The organism is Planctomycetota bacterium, assembly GCA_016872555.1.
In the GTDB taxonomy this organism is placed as follows: domain Bacteria; phylum Planctomycetota; class Planctomycetia; order Pirellulales; family UBA1268; genus F1-20-MAGs016.
Window position 1 is genome coordinate 14,408 of sequence record VGZO01000001.1, and the last position, 14,764, is coordinate 29,171.

12 protein-coding genes are annotated in these 14,764 nt (G+C 74.3%); 9 read left to right on the plus strand and 3 right to left on the minus strand.

The features are described 5' to 3' along the window. Positions 1-17: 17 nt before the first annotated feature. From FJ309_00110 to pdeM, 6 genes are all read left to right on the plus strand, one after another. Positions 18-1,847, plus strand: a complete 1,830-nt coding sequence (locus FJ309_00110) for a Ppx/GppA family phosphatase (GenBank protein MBM3953019.1) — start codon at positions 18-20, stop codon at positions 1,845-1,847. Positions 1,848-2,009: 162 nt separating this feature from the next. Further along, complete coding sequence (locus FJ309_00115; protein ID MBM3953020.1) at positions 2,010-2,345, plus strand: hypothetical protein; 336 nt, start codon at positions 2,010-2,012, stop codon at positions 2,343-2,345. A 116-nt stretch (positions 2,346-2,461) separates the two neighbouring features. Beyond that, positions 2,462-3,586 (plus strand): ligase-associated DNA damage response exonuclease, encoded by a 1,125-nt coding sequence (locus FJ309_00120; GenBank protein MBM3953021.1) that lies wholly within the window; start codon positions 2,462-2,464, stop codon positions 3,584-3,586. Further along, positions 3,583-5,268 carry an ATP-dependent DNA ligase gene (locus FJ309_00125; GenBank protein MBM3953022.1) on the plus strand — a complete coding sequence of 562 codons (1,686 nt, stop codon included), beginning with the start codon at positions 3,583-3,585 and terminating at the stop codon, positions 5,266-5,268. Before FJ309_00120 ends, FJ309_00125 begins: the two co-directional genes overlap by 4 nt. Next, positions 5,265-7,790, plus strand: a complete 2,526-nt coding sequence (locus FJ309_00130) for a ligase-associated DNA damage response DEXH box helicase (GenBank protein ID MBM3953023.1) — start codon at positions 5,265-5,267, stop codon at positions 7,788-7,790. Before FJ309_00125 ends, FJ309_00130 begins: the two co-directional genes overlap by 4 nt. Next, on the plus strand, positions 7,787-8,476 hold the full coding sequence (gene pdeM / locus FJ309_00135; protein ID MBM3953024.1) for a ligase-associated DNA damage response endonuclease PdeM: 690 nt from the start codon (positions 7,787-7,789) through the stop codon (positions 8,474-8,476). The genes FJ309_00130 and pdeM overlap by 4 nt, the downstream gene beginning before the upstream one ends. Here pdeM and FJ309_00140 read toward each other — a convergent pair. After that, positions 8,454-9,365: an NAD(P)H-hydrate dehydratase gene (locus FJ309_00140; GenBank protein MBM3953025.1), complete on the minus strand. Its 912-nt coding sequence runs from the start codon at positions 9,363-9,365 to the stop codon at positions 8,454-8,456. The two genes, pdeM and FJ309_00140, sit on opposite strands and share 23 nt — an antisense overlap. A gap of 131 nt (positions 9,366-9,496) precedes the next feature. On the opposite strand from FJ309_00140, the gene accB reads away from it, so the two are divergent. The 3 genes from accB to FJ309_00155 all read left to right on the plus strand — a co-directional run bounded on the left by accB (position 9,497) and on the right by FJ309_00155 (position 12,825). Continuing rightward, positions 9,497-10,039: an acetyl-CoA carboxylase biotin carboxyl carrier protein gene (gene accB / locus FJ309_00145; GenBank protein ID MBM3953026.1), complete on the plus strand. Its 543-nt coding sequence runs from the start codon at positions 9,497-9,499 to the stop codon at positions 10,037-10,039. Between the two features lie 115 nt (positions 10,040-10,154). Then, positions 10,155-11,507 (plus strand): acetyl-CoA carboxylase biotin carboxylase subunit, encoded by a 1,353-nt coding sequence (gene accC / locus FJ309_00150; GenBank protein ID MBM3953027.1) that lies wholly within the window; start codon positions 10,155-10,157, stop codon positions 11,505-11,507. A 7-nt stretch (positions 11,508-11,514) separates the two neighbouring features. After that, positions 11,515-12,825, plus strand: coding sequence for a 6-phosphofructokinase (locus FJ309_00155; GenBank protein ID MBM3953028.1), 1,311 nt, complete (start codon positions 11,515-11,517; stop codon positions 12,823-12,825). A gap of 15 nt (positions 12,826-12,840) precedes the next feature. Here FJ309_00155 and hisB read toward each other — a convergent pair whose 3' ends face one another. Together hisB and hisC are read right to left on the minus strand one after the other, a co-directional pair. Further along, a complete protein-coding gene (gene hisB / locus FJ309_00160) occupies positions 12,841-13,434 on the minus strand; it encodes an imidazoleglycerol-phosphate dehydratase HisB (protein ID MBM3953029.1) in 594 nt (197 codons plus the stop codon). A gap of 5 nt (positions 13,435-13,439) precedes the next feature. Then, positions 13,440-14,507, minus strand: coding sequence for a histidinol-phosphate transaminase (gene hisC, locus FJ309_00165; GenBank protein ID MBM3953030.1), 1,068 nt, complete (start codon positions 14,505-14,507; stop codon positions 13,440-13,442). Between the last annotated feature and the right edge of the window lie 257 nt (positions 14,508-14,764).

The following is a 14,764-nucleotide window of genomic DNA, read 5'->3' on the forward strand; positions in this document are numbered from 1 at the left end:
CGGCGAACCGGGCGGGAATGGGGGCGTGGGGGCGGGCACGGAGGGGGTGGTGCGGGGGCGTGCGGGGAAAGCGATCGCACGGAGTGTATCGCCTCGGCAGCCGGCTGCCGCGGCCCGGCGATCCGCCGCGGGCCCCGCCGGGAAGAGGGCGGGAGTATCATCGAATCGGATCCCACCCCGGCGGAACCGAACGCATGCGCGACAGCGTCGACGAGGACAAGCAGATCTTCCTCTCGCCGGAAATGACCACCCGGCTGGGCGCGATCGACATCGGGAGCAACAGCGTCCGGCTGATCGTCGCCGAGGCCCTCCGCGGCGGGAACTACCGGATCATCGACGAGGAGCGCGAGCCGACGCGCCTCGGCCGGAGCGTGTCGACGACCGGCCGCCTCGACGACGAATCGATGGCCCGCACCGTCCAGGCGCTGGGGTCGTTCCGGCAGATCGCCGCCGGCTACCAGGTGACGGCGCTGCGGACGATCGCCACCTGCGCCGTCCGCGAGGCGGCCAACGGCGCCGAGTTCTGCCGCCGGGTGCGCGGGGAGGTCGGCCTCGACGTCGAGGTGATCAGCGCCGAGCGCGAGGCGCGGTTGGCGTTCGCCAGCGTGGCCAACGCCATCGACCTCGCCGGGCGCAACGTCGTCGTCGCCGACATCGGCGGCGGCAGCACCGAGATTGTCTACGCCACCGGCACCCTCATCGACGCGATCTTCACCACGCCGCTCGGCGCCGTCCGGCTCACCGAGGCGTTCGCCGTCGGCGACGCCGTCGGCGCCGAGGCGTTCGCCGCCCTCGAGGGGGAGATCGCGTCGTGCCTCAAGAAGCGGACGACGCGGCCGCCGTTCGCGCCGCAGTTCCTCGTCGGCTCGGGGGGCACGTTCACGACGCTCGCCGAGCTGGTGATGGCCGCCAAGCGCGAGAGCAACCTGCCCGTGGCCGGCTACCGCGTCTCCCATGCCGAGATCCGCCACCTCCTCGACCGGCTCCGCAAGACGCCGCTCCGCGCTCGCCGCGAGCTGCCGGGGATGACCCCCGACCGGGCCGACATCATCATCGCCGGGCTGTCGATCATCGACGGGCTGCTGAAGCGCTTCCGCTGCAACACCGTCGTCGTCCACACGCGCGGCGTGCGCGACGGCCTGCTCCGCGAGATGATCGACGAGGCGCTCGGCTCGGCCGCCGGCCCGGCCGACCTGGCGGGGCAGCGCGAAGCGGCGATCGAGCGCCTCGCCGCCGTCTGCTCCGGCGAGGCCGAGCACGGCCGCCAGGTGGCCCACCTCGCCGGGCGGCTGTTCGAGCAGCTCGCCACGGCGCTCGGCCTCGAGCCGGGCGACCGCGAGCTGCTCCAGTGGGCAGCACGGCTCCAGGACGTGGGCTACGTGATCAACTACGACCAGCACCACAAGCACAGCTACCACCTGATCCGCAACGCGCGCCTCCCCGGGATGCGCCCCCAGGATCTCGAGATCGTTGCCAACGTCGCCCGCTACCACCGCGGCGCGCTGCCGAAGAAGAAGCACGAGAACCTCGCCCGCCTGTCGGCCGACGAGCAGCGCCGCGTGGAGGGGCTGGCCGGGATCCTCCGCCTCGCCGGCGGCCTCGACCGGAGCCGCTCGCAGCAGGTGCGCGACGTCCGCGTGGCGGTCGACGACGACGCGGTGCGCGTGGAGGTGGTGGCAGACGCCGATCCGCTCGTCGACATCTGGGGGGCCGAGCGGCGCACCGACCTGTTCGAGCGGGCGTTCCGCCTGCCGGTGACCGTCGTCTGGGCCGAGCACGGCGACGGCGCCGACGGCCGCGGCAAGCAGAAGGGGCGCAAATCGCGTGCCCGCCGGCGCGGCGACTAACCGGCCGCGGCACGCGCTCGCCGGGCCCCGTCACAGCCGCGCGAACCGCTACGCGCTCCCCCGCCGGCGGCCGGCCAAAGTCGGCGCGGCCGAAGGGACGACGATTCCCCGGATGGGCGCGGCGGCCCGTTCCCGCCGCGCGCTCCTTCCGGAACCCTCCCCATGCGCCGCAGCACGCTTCTGCTCTCGCTCCTCGCGGTCGCCCTGTCGGCCGCCACGGCGCTCGCCGCCGGCGACGGCATCAGCCGTGTCGGCGATCCCAAGCCGCTCCCCCACGGCACGCCGCAGCGGATGGCCCCCTGGGGCCGGGGCACGAATCCGTCGGTGACCCGCAGCGGCCGCTGGCGCTACTGGGTCAACCCCACGCAGCCGCGCACGCCGACATGGCGCGCCTACTCGTTCCCGCCGGGGGTGAAGCCGGGCGACTGGCCGGTCTACGCCCCGTTCGGCTTCGGCGGTTACCGCTTCCCCGCCGTCGGCAACCAGGCCTACCGCTGATCGCCGCCGGGCGCCCCCGCCCGCCGCGGCGCGGGTGCTACCATGCGGAAGCCGCGCCTGCGCGCCGACCTTCCGGCGCCGCCGAGGCCGCGGCGACCCCGTGGGGTCGGCGAGGGATGCACGACCTGGTGGAGGTGACCGACGCGGGGCTGTACTGCGCCGCCGGCGACTTCCACGTCGACCCGTGGCGGCGCGTCCCCCGGGCGGTGATCACCCACGCCCACGCCGACCACGCCCGGCCGGGCTGCGACCGCTACCTGTGCAGCGCCGACGGCCGGCTCGTGCTCCGCACCCGCCTCGGTCCCGGCGGCGTCATCGACTGCCTGCGGCCGGGTGAGTCGCTGTCGATCAACGGCGTCCGGGTGTCGCTCGTCCCGGCCGGCCACGTCCTCGGGTCGGCGCAGGTGCGGATCGAGCACCGCGGCGTCGTGTGGGTGATCACCGGCGACTACAAGACCGCCCCCGACCCGACCTGCGCGCCATTCCAGCCGGCGGAGTGCGACGTGCTGGTGACCGAGTCGACGTTCGGCCTGCCGATCTACCGCTGGCCCGATGCGGCGACGATCGGCGCCGAGATCGATGCCTGGTGGCGCGCCAACCAGGTGGAGGGGAAGGCGAGCGTGCTGTTCGCCTACGCGCTGGGCAAGGCGCAGCGCCTCGCGGCGCTGGTCGACCCGTCGATCGGCCCGATCGTCGCCCACGGGGCGGTCACCAAGCTCGTCCGTGCCTACCGCGACAGCGGCGTGCGCCTGCCGCCGATCGACGGCGTGCCCCCCGGCGCCCGCAAGGTGGGCCACGGCCGGGTGCTGGTCATCGCCCCCCCGTCGGCGGCCGGGAGCCGGTGGCTGCGCCTGTTCGGGCCGGTGAGCACCGCCGCGGCGTCGGGCTGGATGCAGCTCCGCGGCGTGCGCCGCCGGCGCGGCTTCGACCGCGGCTTCGTCCTCTCCGACCACGCCGATTTCCCCGGCCTCGTGGCGGCGGTCGAGGCGTCGCGGGCGAAGCGAGTGCTTGTCACCCACGGCAGCACCGAGGCGTTCGCGCGGTTCCTCCGCGAGCGCGGCCTCGACGCCTCCGTCCTCCCCACGCGGTTCTTCGGCGAGACGCCCCCCGGCGAGACGGCCCAGCCCGAGGACGACGCCGACGGCACGGGTGATTCGATCGCCGATAATGCCGGCGCCGACGGCGCCGGTACCCGCGCTGCGGCCGAGCCCGCCGACGACGCCGCCGGGGCGCTGCCATGAAGGCGTTCGCCGACCTCTACTGGCAGCTCGACGGCACGACGAGCATCACGGAGAAGGTGGCGGCACTGCGCGACTATTTCCGCTCCGCCCCCGCCGCCGACGCCGCCTGCGCGCTGGCCGTCCTCGCCGGCGGGAGGCAGTCGCGCGCCGTGCCGCTGCCGCTTTTGCGCCGCGAGGCGGCGGCGGCCGCGGCGATCCCCCTCTGGCTCCTCGAAGAGTGCTACGCCCAGACCGGCGACCTCGCCGAGACGCTGGCCCTCGTCCTCCCCCCTGCCGACGAGATCGCCGTGCCCGCCGCTGCCGCGTTGGTGCCGGCCGATCTCGGCCTTGCCGCCCACGTCGAGCGCCTCCGCGATCTCCGCAACGAGAAGGACGAGGAGGCGATCGGCGCGTTCCTCCGCGCCACGTGGCGCGTGCTCGCCCCCCGGGAGCGGATCGTGTGGCACAAGCTGCTCACCGGCGGCTGCCGCGTCGGCGTCTCGCGGACGCTCGTCGCCCGGGCGCTGGCCGAGGTCGCCGGCATCGAGCCGGCGGCGATGATGACGCGCCTCGTCGGCCGCGGCGACGAGGGGGCGGAGGCGTTTTCCCGGTTGATCTCCCCCGTCGCCAGCGCCGCCGACGACCTCCGCCCCTATCCGTTCTTCCTCGCCGCGGCGCTCGACGTGCCGGCCGCCGGCCTCGGTGCGGTCGGCGACTGGCAGGCCGAATGGAAGTGGGACGGGATCCGCGCGCAGGTCGTCGTCCGTAGCGCGGGGGTCGCCCTCTGGACGCGCGGCGAGGATCTGGCGACCGAGGCCTTCCCCGAGATCGCCACCGCCGCGGCCGGCCTCCCGCCGGGCACGGTCCTCGACGGCGAGCTGCTCGCCGCCCGCGGCACGCGCCTCCTCCCCTTCGCCACGCTCCAGCGCCGCAGTGGCCGCAAACGCGTCACCAAGGGGCTCCTCGCCGAGGTCCCCTGCGTGTTCGTCGCCTACGATCTCGTCGAGGAAGGGGGAGACGATCTTCGCGCGCTACCGCTCGGCGAGAGGCGCGCGAGGCTCGAGCGGCTCCTCGGAGGCGCCGGGGCGACCGATGCACCGTTCTTGCCAGAGGGCGACGAGGCCGTCGCGACCGGGCGGCTGTTCCTCTCGCCGCTCCTGGCGGCCCCCGACTGGGCCGGCCGCGCCGCGGCGCGGGCCCTCGCGCGCGACCGGGGCGTCGAGGGGCTGATCCTCAAGCGCCGGGCCTCCCCCTACGGCAGCGGGCGGACGCGCGGCGACTGGTGGAAGTGGAAGATCGAGCCGCTCGAGATCGACGCCGTCCTGCTCTACGCCCAGGCCGGCCACGGGCGCCGCGCCGGCCTCCACACCGACTACACCCTCGGCGTCTGGGAGGGGGAGGAGCTCGTCACCGTCGCCAAGGCCTACTCGGGGCTGTCGGACGCCGAGATCGTCGAGGTCGACCGGATCGTCCGCGCCACGACGCGGCAGCGCCACGGCCCGGTGCGGATCGTCGAGCCGTCGCTCGTCTTCCAGATCGCCTTCGAGGGGGTGGCGCCGTCGCAGCGCCACAAGGCCAAGCTCGCCCTCCGCTTCCCGCGGATCGTCCGCTGGCGGCGCGACAAGGGGATCGCCGACGCCGGCCGGCTCGACGACCTGCGCCGGCTGTGCCGGACCGCGGCCCCCACCGAGGCCGTCCCATGAGCGGCGCCGTAGTCACAGCCGACGACGTCCGCGCCCCCCTGCGGCGCTGGTGCCGAGGGCGCGGCTGGAAGCCGTTCGCCTTCCAGGAGAAGGTCTGGCAGGCGGTCGCGGACGGCGCCGGCGGCCTCGTCCACGCCCCCACCGGCACCGGCAAGACGCTCGCCGTCTGGCTCGGGGCGCTGGCCCGTGCCCGGCGGCTGGCGCGCGCCGGTATCGCACCGGCCCCCGCCGGGCTGCGCGTCGTGTGGATCACGCCGCTGCGGGCACTGGCCGCCGACACCGCCGCGGCGCTCGAGAGCCCGCTCGGGGACCTCGCCGACTGGCTCGGGAGCCGGTGGCGCGTCGGCCTCCGCACCGGCGACAGCTCGGCGGCGGCTCGGAAGCGCGTCCGCGAGCAGCGCCCCGAGGTGCTCGTCACCACCCCCGAGACGCTCTCGATCCTCCTCTCGCTCGACACCGTCCTCGACGACTTCGCCGCGCTCCAGACGGTGATCGTCGACGAGTGGCACGAGCTGCTCGGCTCGAAGCGCGGCGTGCAGACGGAGCTGGCCCTCGCCCGCCTCCGCGCCCTCGCCCCGGGGCTGGCCACGTGGGGCCTGTCCGCCACGCTCGGCAACCTCGCCGACGCGGTGGCGGCGCTGGTCGGCCCTGCCGCGGCCCCGGCGGCGCGCGTCGTCACCGCCCGCGTGCCGCGGCGCCTCGAGATCGCCACGCTCGTCCCCGAGCCGATGGAGCGCTTCCCCTGGTCCGGCCACATGGGCCTGCGCCTCCTCCCGCAGGTCGTCGAGCGGATCGCCGGCGCGGCGACGTCGCTGGTGTTCACCAACACCCGCGCCCAGGCCGAGCGCTGGTACGAATCGATCGCCCGCGCCCGTCCCGACTGGCGCGGCGCGCTCGCCCTCCATCACGGTTCGATCGACCGCGAGCTGCGCGAGGCGGCGGAACAGGGCCTCAAGGCGGGGAAGCTGAAGTGCGTCGTCGCCACGTCGAGCCTCGACCTCGGCGTCGACTTCGGCCCCGTCGACCTCGTCTTCCAGGTGGGGAGCCCCAAGGGGGTGGCGCGGCTGCTGCAGCGCGCCGGCCGCAGCGGCCACGCCCCCGGCCAGACCTCGCGGCTGTTGTGCGTGCCGACGCACGCGCTGGAGCTGATCGAGTGCGCCGCGGCGCGGACCGCCGCCGTGGCGGGGCGCGTCGAGCCGCGCGTGCCGCTCGACTGCCCGCTCGACCTCCTCGCCCAGCATCTGGTCACCGTCGCCTGCAGCGGCGGCTTCGTCGCCGCCGAGCTGCTCGCCGAGGTCCGCACGACGCGCGCCTACGCGACCCTCGACGACCGCTCCTGGCAGTGGGCCCTCGATTTCGCCGCCCGCGGCGGGCCGGCGCTGGCCGCCTACCCCGACTACGCCCGGATCGTCGAGCGCTTCGGCCGCTGGTACGTCGCCTCGCCGGCGATCGCGCGGCGCCACCGGATGGCGATCGGCACGATCGTCGGCGACGCCGTCGTCGAGGTCCGCTGGCTCCGCGGCGGCACGCTGGGGACCGTCGAGGAGTCGTTCGCCTCGCGCCTCGCCGAGGGGGAGCGGTTCCTGTTCGCGGGGCGGGCGCTGTCGCTGTTTCGGTTCGACGGCCGCGTCGCCTGGGTGAAGCGGGCGCGCTCCGCGCAGGGGCTCACCGTGCCGCGCTGGAACGGCGCCCGGATGCCGTTCACCACGCTGCTCTCGGAGGGGATCCTCGACGTCGTCCGCGGCGCCGCCGGCCCGGGGCGGAAGCGCCTCCCCGCCGAGGTCGCCGCCGTCCTCCCCCTCCTCGATACGCAGGCCCGCACCAGCCGGCTCCCGGCGGCCGACGAGCTGCTCGTGGAACGCTACTCCGGGCGCGACGGCGAGCACGTGTTCCTGTATCCGTTCGCCGGCCGCCTCGTCCACGACGGGCTGGCGACGCTCGTCGCCTGGCGGATCGCCCAGCGCCGTTCGAGCACGCTCCGCCTCGCCGCCACCGACTGGGGGCTGCAGCTGGCCGGCCGCGGCCCGCTCCCCGGCGACGAGCGCTCGTGGCGCCGGCTGCTCTCTCCCGGGAACCTCCTCGAGGACCTGATGGAGTGCCTCCGCGGCACCGAGATGGCCCGGGCCCACTTCCGCGAGATCGCGCGCGTCGCGGGGCTGGTGTCGGCGGCGCGGCACGGCGACCGGCAGACGCAGGCCTCGGCCGGGCTGATCTACGACGTCCTCTGCGAGCACGACGCCGACAGCATGCTCCTCGGCCAGGTGCGCCGCGAAGTCCTCGAGCGGCAGTTCGAGTTTCGCCGGCTCGAGGAGACGCTCGAGCGGATCGCCGTCCGCGAGATCCACGTCGTCGCCACGCCGCGCCTCTCGCCGCTCGCCTTTCCGATCTGGGCCGAGCACATCCAGGCGCGGCTCTCGACGCAGGACTGGCTCGAGCAGATCACCCTCATGGCCCGCGATCTCGAGGCCGCGGCCACGGCCGCCGCGGCGCCGCACGCTCCGGCCGGGAGCGGCGGGCAATGAACGCGCCGGCCATCGCCGTGGCGGGCGGCCCCGACGCCGGTGCCGCCGACATCCTCCTTCTCCCCGGCCGCGCCGCCTGGCTGCCGGCGTCGGCGACGCTGGCGGTCGCCGACCTCCACCTCGGCAAGGCCGCCGCCTTCCGCCGCGCCGGGATCCCGGTGCCCGAGGGTTCGGCCGCCGCCGACCTCGACCGCCTCGGGGCGCTGCTCGTCGAACGGGGCGCGAGGCGCCTGCTCGTCCTCGGCGACCTGTTCCACTCCGTCGGCGGCATGACCGACGCGGTCACGGAGCAGTTTCGCCGGTGGCGCGGGAGCGTCGGGGCCGTCGAGGTCGTGCTCGTCGTCGGCAACCACGACGCCCGCCTCGGCCGCCGCCTCGGCGCGCTCGGCCTCGACCAGGTCGCCCCGGCGCTCGACGAGCCGCCGCTGCACTTCATCCACGACCCGCGCGGCGGCGTCGCCGAGCGGTTCGTCGTCGGCGGCCACCTCCACCCCGCCGTCACGCTCCGCGGGCCGGCCTGGGAGCGGATCCGCGCGCGGTGCTTCGTGGCCGACGCCGGCCGCCTCGTGCTCCCCGCGTTCGGCTCGTTCACCGGCGGGATGACCTACGAGGCGATGCCGGGGGAACGGGTTTGGATCGGCCGCGACGACGCCGTCGTCGACGTCACGCGCCTCGTGCAGCGGTAGCCGAGTCGGGCGCGACCAGCTCGCCGAGCGCCGCGGGAATCGCCGTGAGGATGTCGCGCGCGGTGATCGCGATCTCCCCCAGCGCGTTGGCCGCCACGTCGCCGGCACGCCCGTGGGCCCAGGCTCCGATCCGCGCCGCGGCCCCCAGGCCGGGCCGATCGTGGCGCACGCCGTCGACCAGGCAGGGCTGGCACGCCAGCGCCGCGATCATCCCGGCCAGGACGTCGCCCGACCCGGCCGTCGCCATCCCCGGATTGCCCGTGGCGTTGTGCCAGCGGTCGGCACCGTCGACGACGAGCGTGTCGGGCCCCTTGAGGAGCACCACCGCGCCGGTCGCCGCGGCCAGCCGCGCCGCCTGTTCCTCGAGGGCGGCGCGGGCGCCGACGGGGCGCGCGAGGAACCGGCGCAGCTCTCCTTCGTGGGGCGTCATCAGCCGCGGGCCGGCGCCCGCGACCGGCGGCGTTGGGGAGAGGGCCCACAGCGCGTCGGCGTCGAAGACCGTCGGCACGGCCGCCTCGCTCCACAGCCGGGCGACGAGATCCCGGACCGCGCCGCCGCGCCCGAGGCCGGGGCCGACCACCAGCGCGTCGGCCGCCGCCGCCCGCGCCGCGAGCAGCGCGATGGCGGCGCTGGCGAAGCAGCCGTCGGCGTCGGCCGGGAACCCGCGCGCCATCAGGCAGGGATCGAAGCCGGCGGTGATCGCCGCCGCGGGCTCGGGGACGAGGACCTCGACCAGGCCGGCGCCGCAGCGCAGCGCCGCCAGGGCCGACAGCGCCGGAGCGCCGGCCATGCCCGTGGCGCCGCCGATCACGACCACGCGACCGTAGTCGTGCTTGTGGCTGTCGCGGACACGGCGGGCGAGGCGCGGCAGCGCTGCGGGAGGCGTCATCGTCGCGGTGCCCGTTGGGGTCGGTCGACTCGGCTCACCCGGGAAGCCGTTACCTTGACTGAAACCGGCCGCGCGGGCTACCCTCCCCGGGCTTTCACTCCCGTGAGGATGACCGGAGACGGCGGTTTGCCATGAAGCCGAGCAAGGCGGACAAAAAAGCGGTCGGAAAGCCGCGGCCGGGCGGTCCCCCGGAAGCCGATCCGGCGCCGGGCGGCGACGTCTTCGACGAGCAGCGCGTCAAGCGGCTCGTGCGGTTGATGAACAAGCACGGGCTCACCGAAATCGATCTCCAGCAGGGGGAGATGCGCGTCAGGCTCTCGCGGGCGGTGAGCGCCGCGGCAGGGATGGTGCCGATGGCGGCATTGCCGGCGGCTCCTGCTGCCGCTCCGGCTGCCGGCACCGCGCCGGCAGCGCCGGCCGAACCGGAACGGGCGATGGTGGTGAAGAGCCCGATGGTCGGGACGTTCTACCGGGCCAGCGGCCCCGACTCGCCGCCGTTCGTCAAGGTCGGCGACCGGATCGAACCGGAGAAGACGGTCTGCATCATCGAGGCGATGAAGGTATTCAACGAGATCCCCGCCGGCGTGTCGGGCCAGGTGGTGGCGATCTTGGTCGAGAACGGCGCGCCGGTGGAGTTCGGCCAGGCGCTCCTGAAGGTCGATCCGGAACACTGATGCCGCTGGGGCGTCCGTCCCCGGCCGCGCTCCGGTGGACCGGCCGATCCCGGAAGAACACGGCGCGCGGGCCGGAGGGATCCGGCGACGTCGCGGACAGGCAGGGATGGCAGGCATGTTCAAACGGATCCTCGTCGCCAATCGTGGTGAGATCGCCCTCCGGGTTATCCGCGCCTGCCGGGAGATGGGGATCGAGACGGTCGCCGTCCACAGCGAGGCCGACCGCGGCGCCGCCTACCTCGAGCTCGCCGACGAGGCGATCTGCATCGGACCGGCGCGGGCCGCCGACAGCTACCTGCGGATCGACCGGATCATCAGCGCCGCCGAGGTCGGCAACGCCCAGGCGATCCACCCCGGCTACGGCTTCCTCTCCGAGAACTCCCACTTCGCCGAGGTCTGCCGGTCCTGCGACATCACGTTCATCGGCCCGACCCCCGAGGCGATGCAGCGGCTCGGCGACAAGAACTCCGCCCGGGCGCTGGCCAAGAGCGCGGGTGTGCCGACCGTGCCGGGCAGTGACGGTCTGGTGACGAGCGAGGAGGAGGCGGTGCGGATCGCCCGCGGGATCGGCTTCCCCGTGCTCCTCAAGGCGACCGCCGGGGGCGGCGGCAAGGGGATGCGGGTCGCCCCCAACGACGCCGCCCTCGCCGGTGCCTGGCAGCAGGCCTCGGCCGAGGCCCAGGCGGCGTTCGGCAATCCCGGGATCTACATCGAGAAATACGTCGAGCGGCCACGGCACGTCGAGATCCAGATCCTCGGCGACCACCACGGCACGGTGGTCCATCTCTGGGAGCGCGACTGCTCCACGCAGCGGCGCCACCAGAAGCTGATCGAGGAGAGCCCCTCGCCGCGCCTCCCCCAGGCGACGCGCGAGGCGATGTGCGCCGCCGCGGTGCGCCTCGCCAAGGCCGCCGGCTACCACTCGGCGGGGACGGTCGAATTCATCGTCGACCAGCACGACAACTTCTACTTCATCGAGGTCAACGCCCGGATCCAGGTCGAGCATCCGGTCAGCGAGATGGTGACCGGGATCGACCTGGTGAAGGCCCAGATCCGGATCGCCGCCGGCGCGCCGCTCGGGCTGGTGCAGGACGACGTCGTCCTGCGCGGGCACGCCATCGAATGCCGGATCAACGCCGAGGACCCGGCCGCGAACTTCCGCCCCTGCCCCGGCCGGATCGAGCGGATCATCGCCCCCGGCGGGTTCGGCGTCCGCTTCGATTCGCACGTCGCCGCCGGCTCGGTCGTGCCCCCCAACTACGACTCGCTCGTCGGCAAGCTGATCGTCCACCAGCCCTCGCGCGAGGCGGCGGTGGCGACGATGCTCCGGGCCCTGGCCGAACTGCGGATCGAGGGGGTGAAGACGACCGTCCCGCTCCACGAAAAACTGCTCCGCAGTGCCGCGTTCCACGAGGCGCGGATCGACACCACCTTCGTGGAACGCTGGCTCGCCGGCTCCCCCTCCTGACACCGCCATGAACGAAAGCCTCTCCCGCCCCCCGAAGTCGGCCCACCAGTTCCGTCGCGTCGCGATCCTGTTCGCCGGCGGGCCGGCCCCCGGCGCCAACGCCGTGATCTCGACCGCCGCGATCTCGTTCCTCCGCAACGACACGGAGGTCATCGGGATGAAGCACGGCTACTCGGCGCTCGCCGACTTCGATCCCGCCGCCCCGCTCGTCGAGGGGCGCGACTACGTGCGGATCACCTCCGACTTCCTCAAGCGCTCGCGCTCCAGCCAGGGGATCCTGATCGGCACCGCGCGGACCAATCCCGGCAAGCTCGTCTCGTCGCCGGCCCACTTCGACGACCCCGAGCGCGTCGGGCCGCTGCGCCGGGTCTACGAGGGGCTGCGGTCGCTGGGGGTCGAGGCGCTGATCTCGATCGGCGGCGACGACACGTTGAAGACGGCCAACAAGTTCAAGCTGTTCCAGGACCGGCTCCCGCCGGGCAGCCCGCGGATCCCCGTCGTGCACCTGCCGAAGACGATCGACAACGACTACATGGGGATCGACTTCACCTTCGGCTACTTCACCGCCGTCGACACGCTCGGCGACGAGATCCGCAACCTCCTCCACGACGCCGAGGCGGGGCGGACCTACTTCGTCTGCGAGACGATGGGGCGCAGTGCCGGCTGGCTGGCCTACGGGGCGGCGATCTCCGGTGAGGCGAGCCTGGTGATCAGCGTCGAGGACATCCACGGCCGCTACCGCGGCGAGGAGACGGTCACCGCCGCCGACGGCACGACGAGCATCCGCCCGGTGATGAACACCGAGGAGGTCGTCGGCCGGATCGTGAAGACGATGCTCGTCCGCGAGGAGAGCGAGGGGAAGCAGTTCGGCGTCGTCGTCCTCGCCGAGGGGCTCGCCGAGTACCTCCCCGCCCGGAGCCTCGAGGGGGTGCCACGCGACGACCATGGCCACATCTCGATCAGCCACGTGCAGCTCGGGCGGATGTTCGCCAAGCTGGTGGCGGCCGAGTACAAGCGCCAGACCGGCCGGTCGCGGAAGGTGATCGGGCTGCAGCTCGGCTACGAGGCGCGCTGCGCGCGGCCCCATGCCTTCGACATCATGCTCGGCAGCCAGCTCGGCGTCGGCGGCTACCGGGCGCTCGCCGAGCGCGGCCTCGACGGGGTGATGGTCAGCGTCTCGGGACAGCTCGACCTCAACTACGTCCCGTTCGCGGAGCTCGTCGACCCGGTGACGCTGGTGACGGTCGTCCGCTACGTCGAACGCGGCAGCGACTTCCACCGCCTCGCCCGGTTCCTCGAGACGTTCGTCAACGAGTGACGCGGGCGGCGGCGGTCAGACCGTCAGCGTGCCCTTCGTGCTCGGGATCCCCGCCTGGCGCGGGTCGATCTCGGCCGCCATCCGCAGGCTGCGCGCCAGCGCCTTGAACACCGCCTCGGCGACGTGATGGGCGTTGCGGCCGTGGTGGAGGACGGCGTGGACGTTGGCCCCGGCAGTCGCCGCGAAGGCCTCCCAGAAGACCTCGACGAGCTGGACGTCGAAGGCACCGATCGTGGGCACGCGGAACTCGACAGCGAGCACGGTGGCGGCACGCCCGCCGAGGTCGATCGCCCCGGTGACCAGCGCCTCGTCCATCGGCAGCGTGCAGTGGCCGTAGCGGCGGATGCCGCGGCGGTCGCCGAGCGCCTCGCGGACCGCCTGGCCGACGCTCCGGCCGACATCCTCGACGGTGTGGTGGCCGTCGACGTGCAGGTCGCCCTGGCAGCGCACGGCCAGGTCGACCAGCGCGTGGCCGGCGAGGAGCGTGAGCATGTGGTCGAAGAAGCCGAGGCCCGTGGCGATCTCGGCCCGGCCGGTGCCGTCGAGGTCGAGGGCGACGGAGACGGCGGTCTCGGCGGTGGTCCGGGAGACGGTGGCGGTGCGGTGCATGGGGTCTAGAGCGTGCGGAGGGCGGCGAGGAGGGCGTCGATCTCGGCGTCGGTGCCGACGGTGATCCGCAGGCCGTCGCCCCAGCCGGCGTAGTCCATGCAGCGGACGAGGATCCGCCGCGCCTTGAGGGCCTCGTAGAGCGCCCGGTGGGGCCGGTCGGCGTGCGTGCACCAGACGAAGTTCGCCTGGCTGTCGACGACGGTGAAGCCGAGCGTGCGGAGCCCGGCCGTCAGCCGGGCGCGGGTCGCGAGCAGCCGGGCGCGCGTGGCGGCGAGCCACTCGCGGTCGAGCAGCGCCGCGGTCGCCGCCGCGATCGAGAGGGCGTCGCAGTTGTAGGAATCCTTCATCTTCACCAGCTGCTCGACGAGCTCCGGCCGGGCGATCGCGTAGCCGAAGCGGATCCCCGCCAGGGCGTAGGACTTGCTCAGCGACCGGGTGACGATGACGCGGTCGAGGGTCCGCACCAGGCCGACGCAGTCGCTGTCGGCGAAATCGCCGTAGGCCTCGTCGACGACGAGCGGACAGGGGAGCTGCCGTGCCAGCTCGGCGACGCGCTGCGGCGCCAGGCAGGTCCCCGACGGGCTGTTGGGATTGGCGAGGATCGCCAGCCGGAGGGGCGTGCCCGACGGCGTCGCCGGCGCGGCGAAGCCGTCGTCGAGCGACCAGTCGCGGGCGAACGGATGTTCGTCGCACGCCGCTCCCTGGAGCTGGGCGAGGGTCCGGTAGAGGATGTAGCTCGGATAGGCCATCCGCAGCCAGTCCCCTTCGCCGACGAACGACCGGACGAGGATCGTGAGCAGGTCGTCGCTGCCGTTGCCGCAGAGGATCCAGTCGGGATCGACTCCGTGGAGCGCGGCGGCCTGCTCGCGAAAGCGGGTCGCGAGCGGATCGGGATACTTGGCGAGCGTCCGCCCCGACAAAAGCGCCGTCACCGCCGCGGCGACGCGGGGGGAGGGAGCGTAGGGATTCTCGTTGGTGTTGAGCTTGATCCAGTCGCCCGACTGCGGTTGCTCGCCGGGGACGTAGCCGGCGATCGCCGCCAGCCCGGGGCGGACGAGATTGGACGCGGTGATGGCGGCGCGGGTGGTGGGTGTCACGACCGGAGTCTACCTCGCCTGAACTGCCAACAGGCCGTGGACCAAGGTATCGGCCGCCGGATGCGGCCGACGGCGACCAGGGAGACCCTTGGCGTTTCCCTCGGTTGCCCGAGTGGACAAAGGCCATGGAGGGCTTTGGCCACGGACAGCAAGCGCCGGCCCGGCGCCCCCTGCACCGCCGTCACGACCGTCACGACCGGCGCCGCTCGCGGCGCGGCCGCCGGCTGCTATCG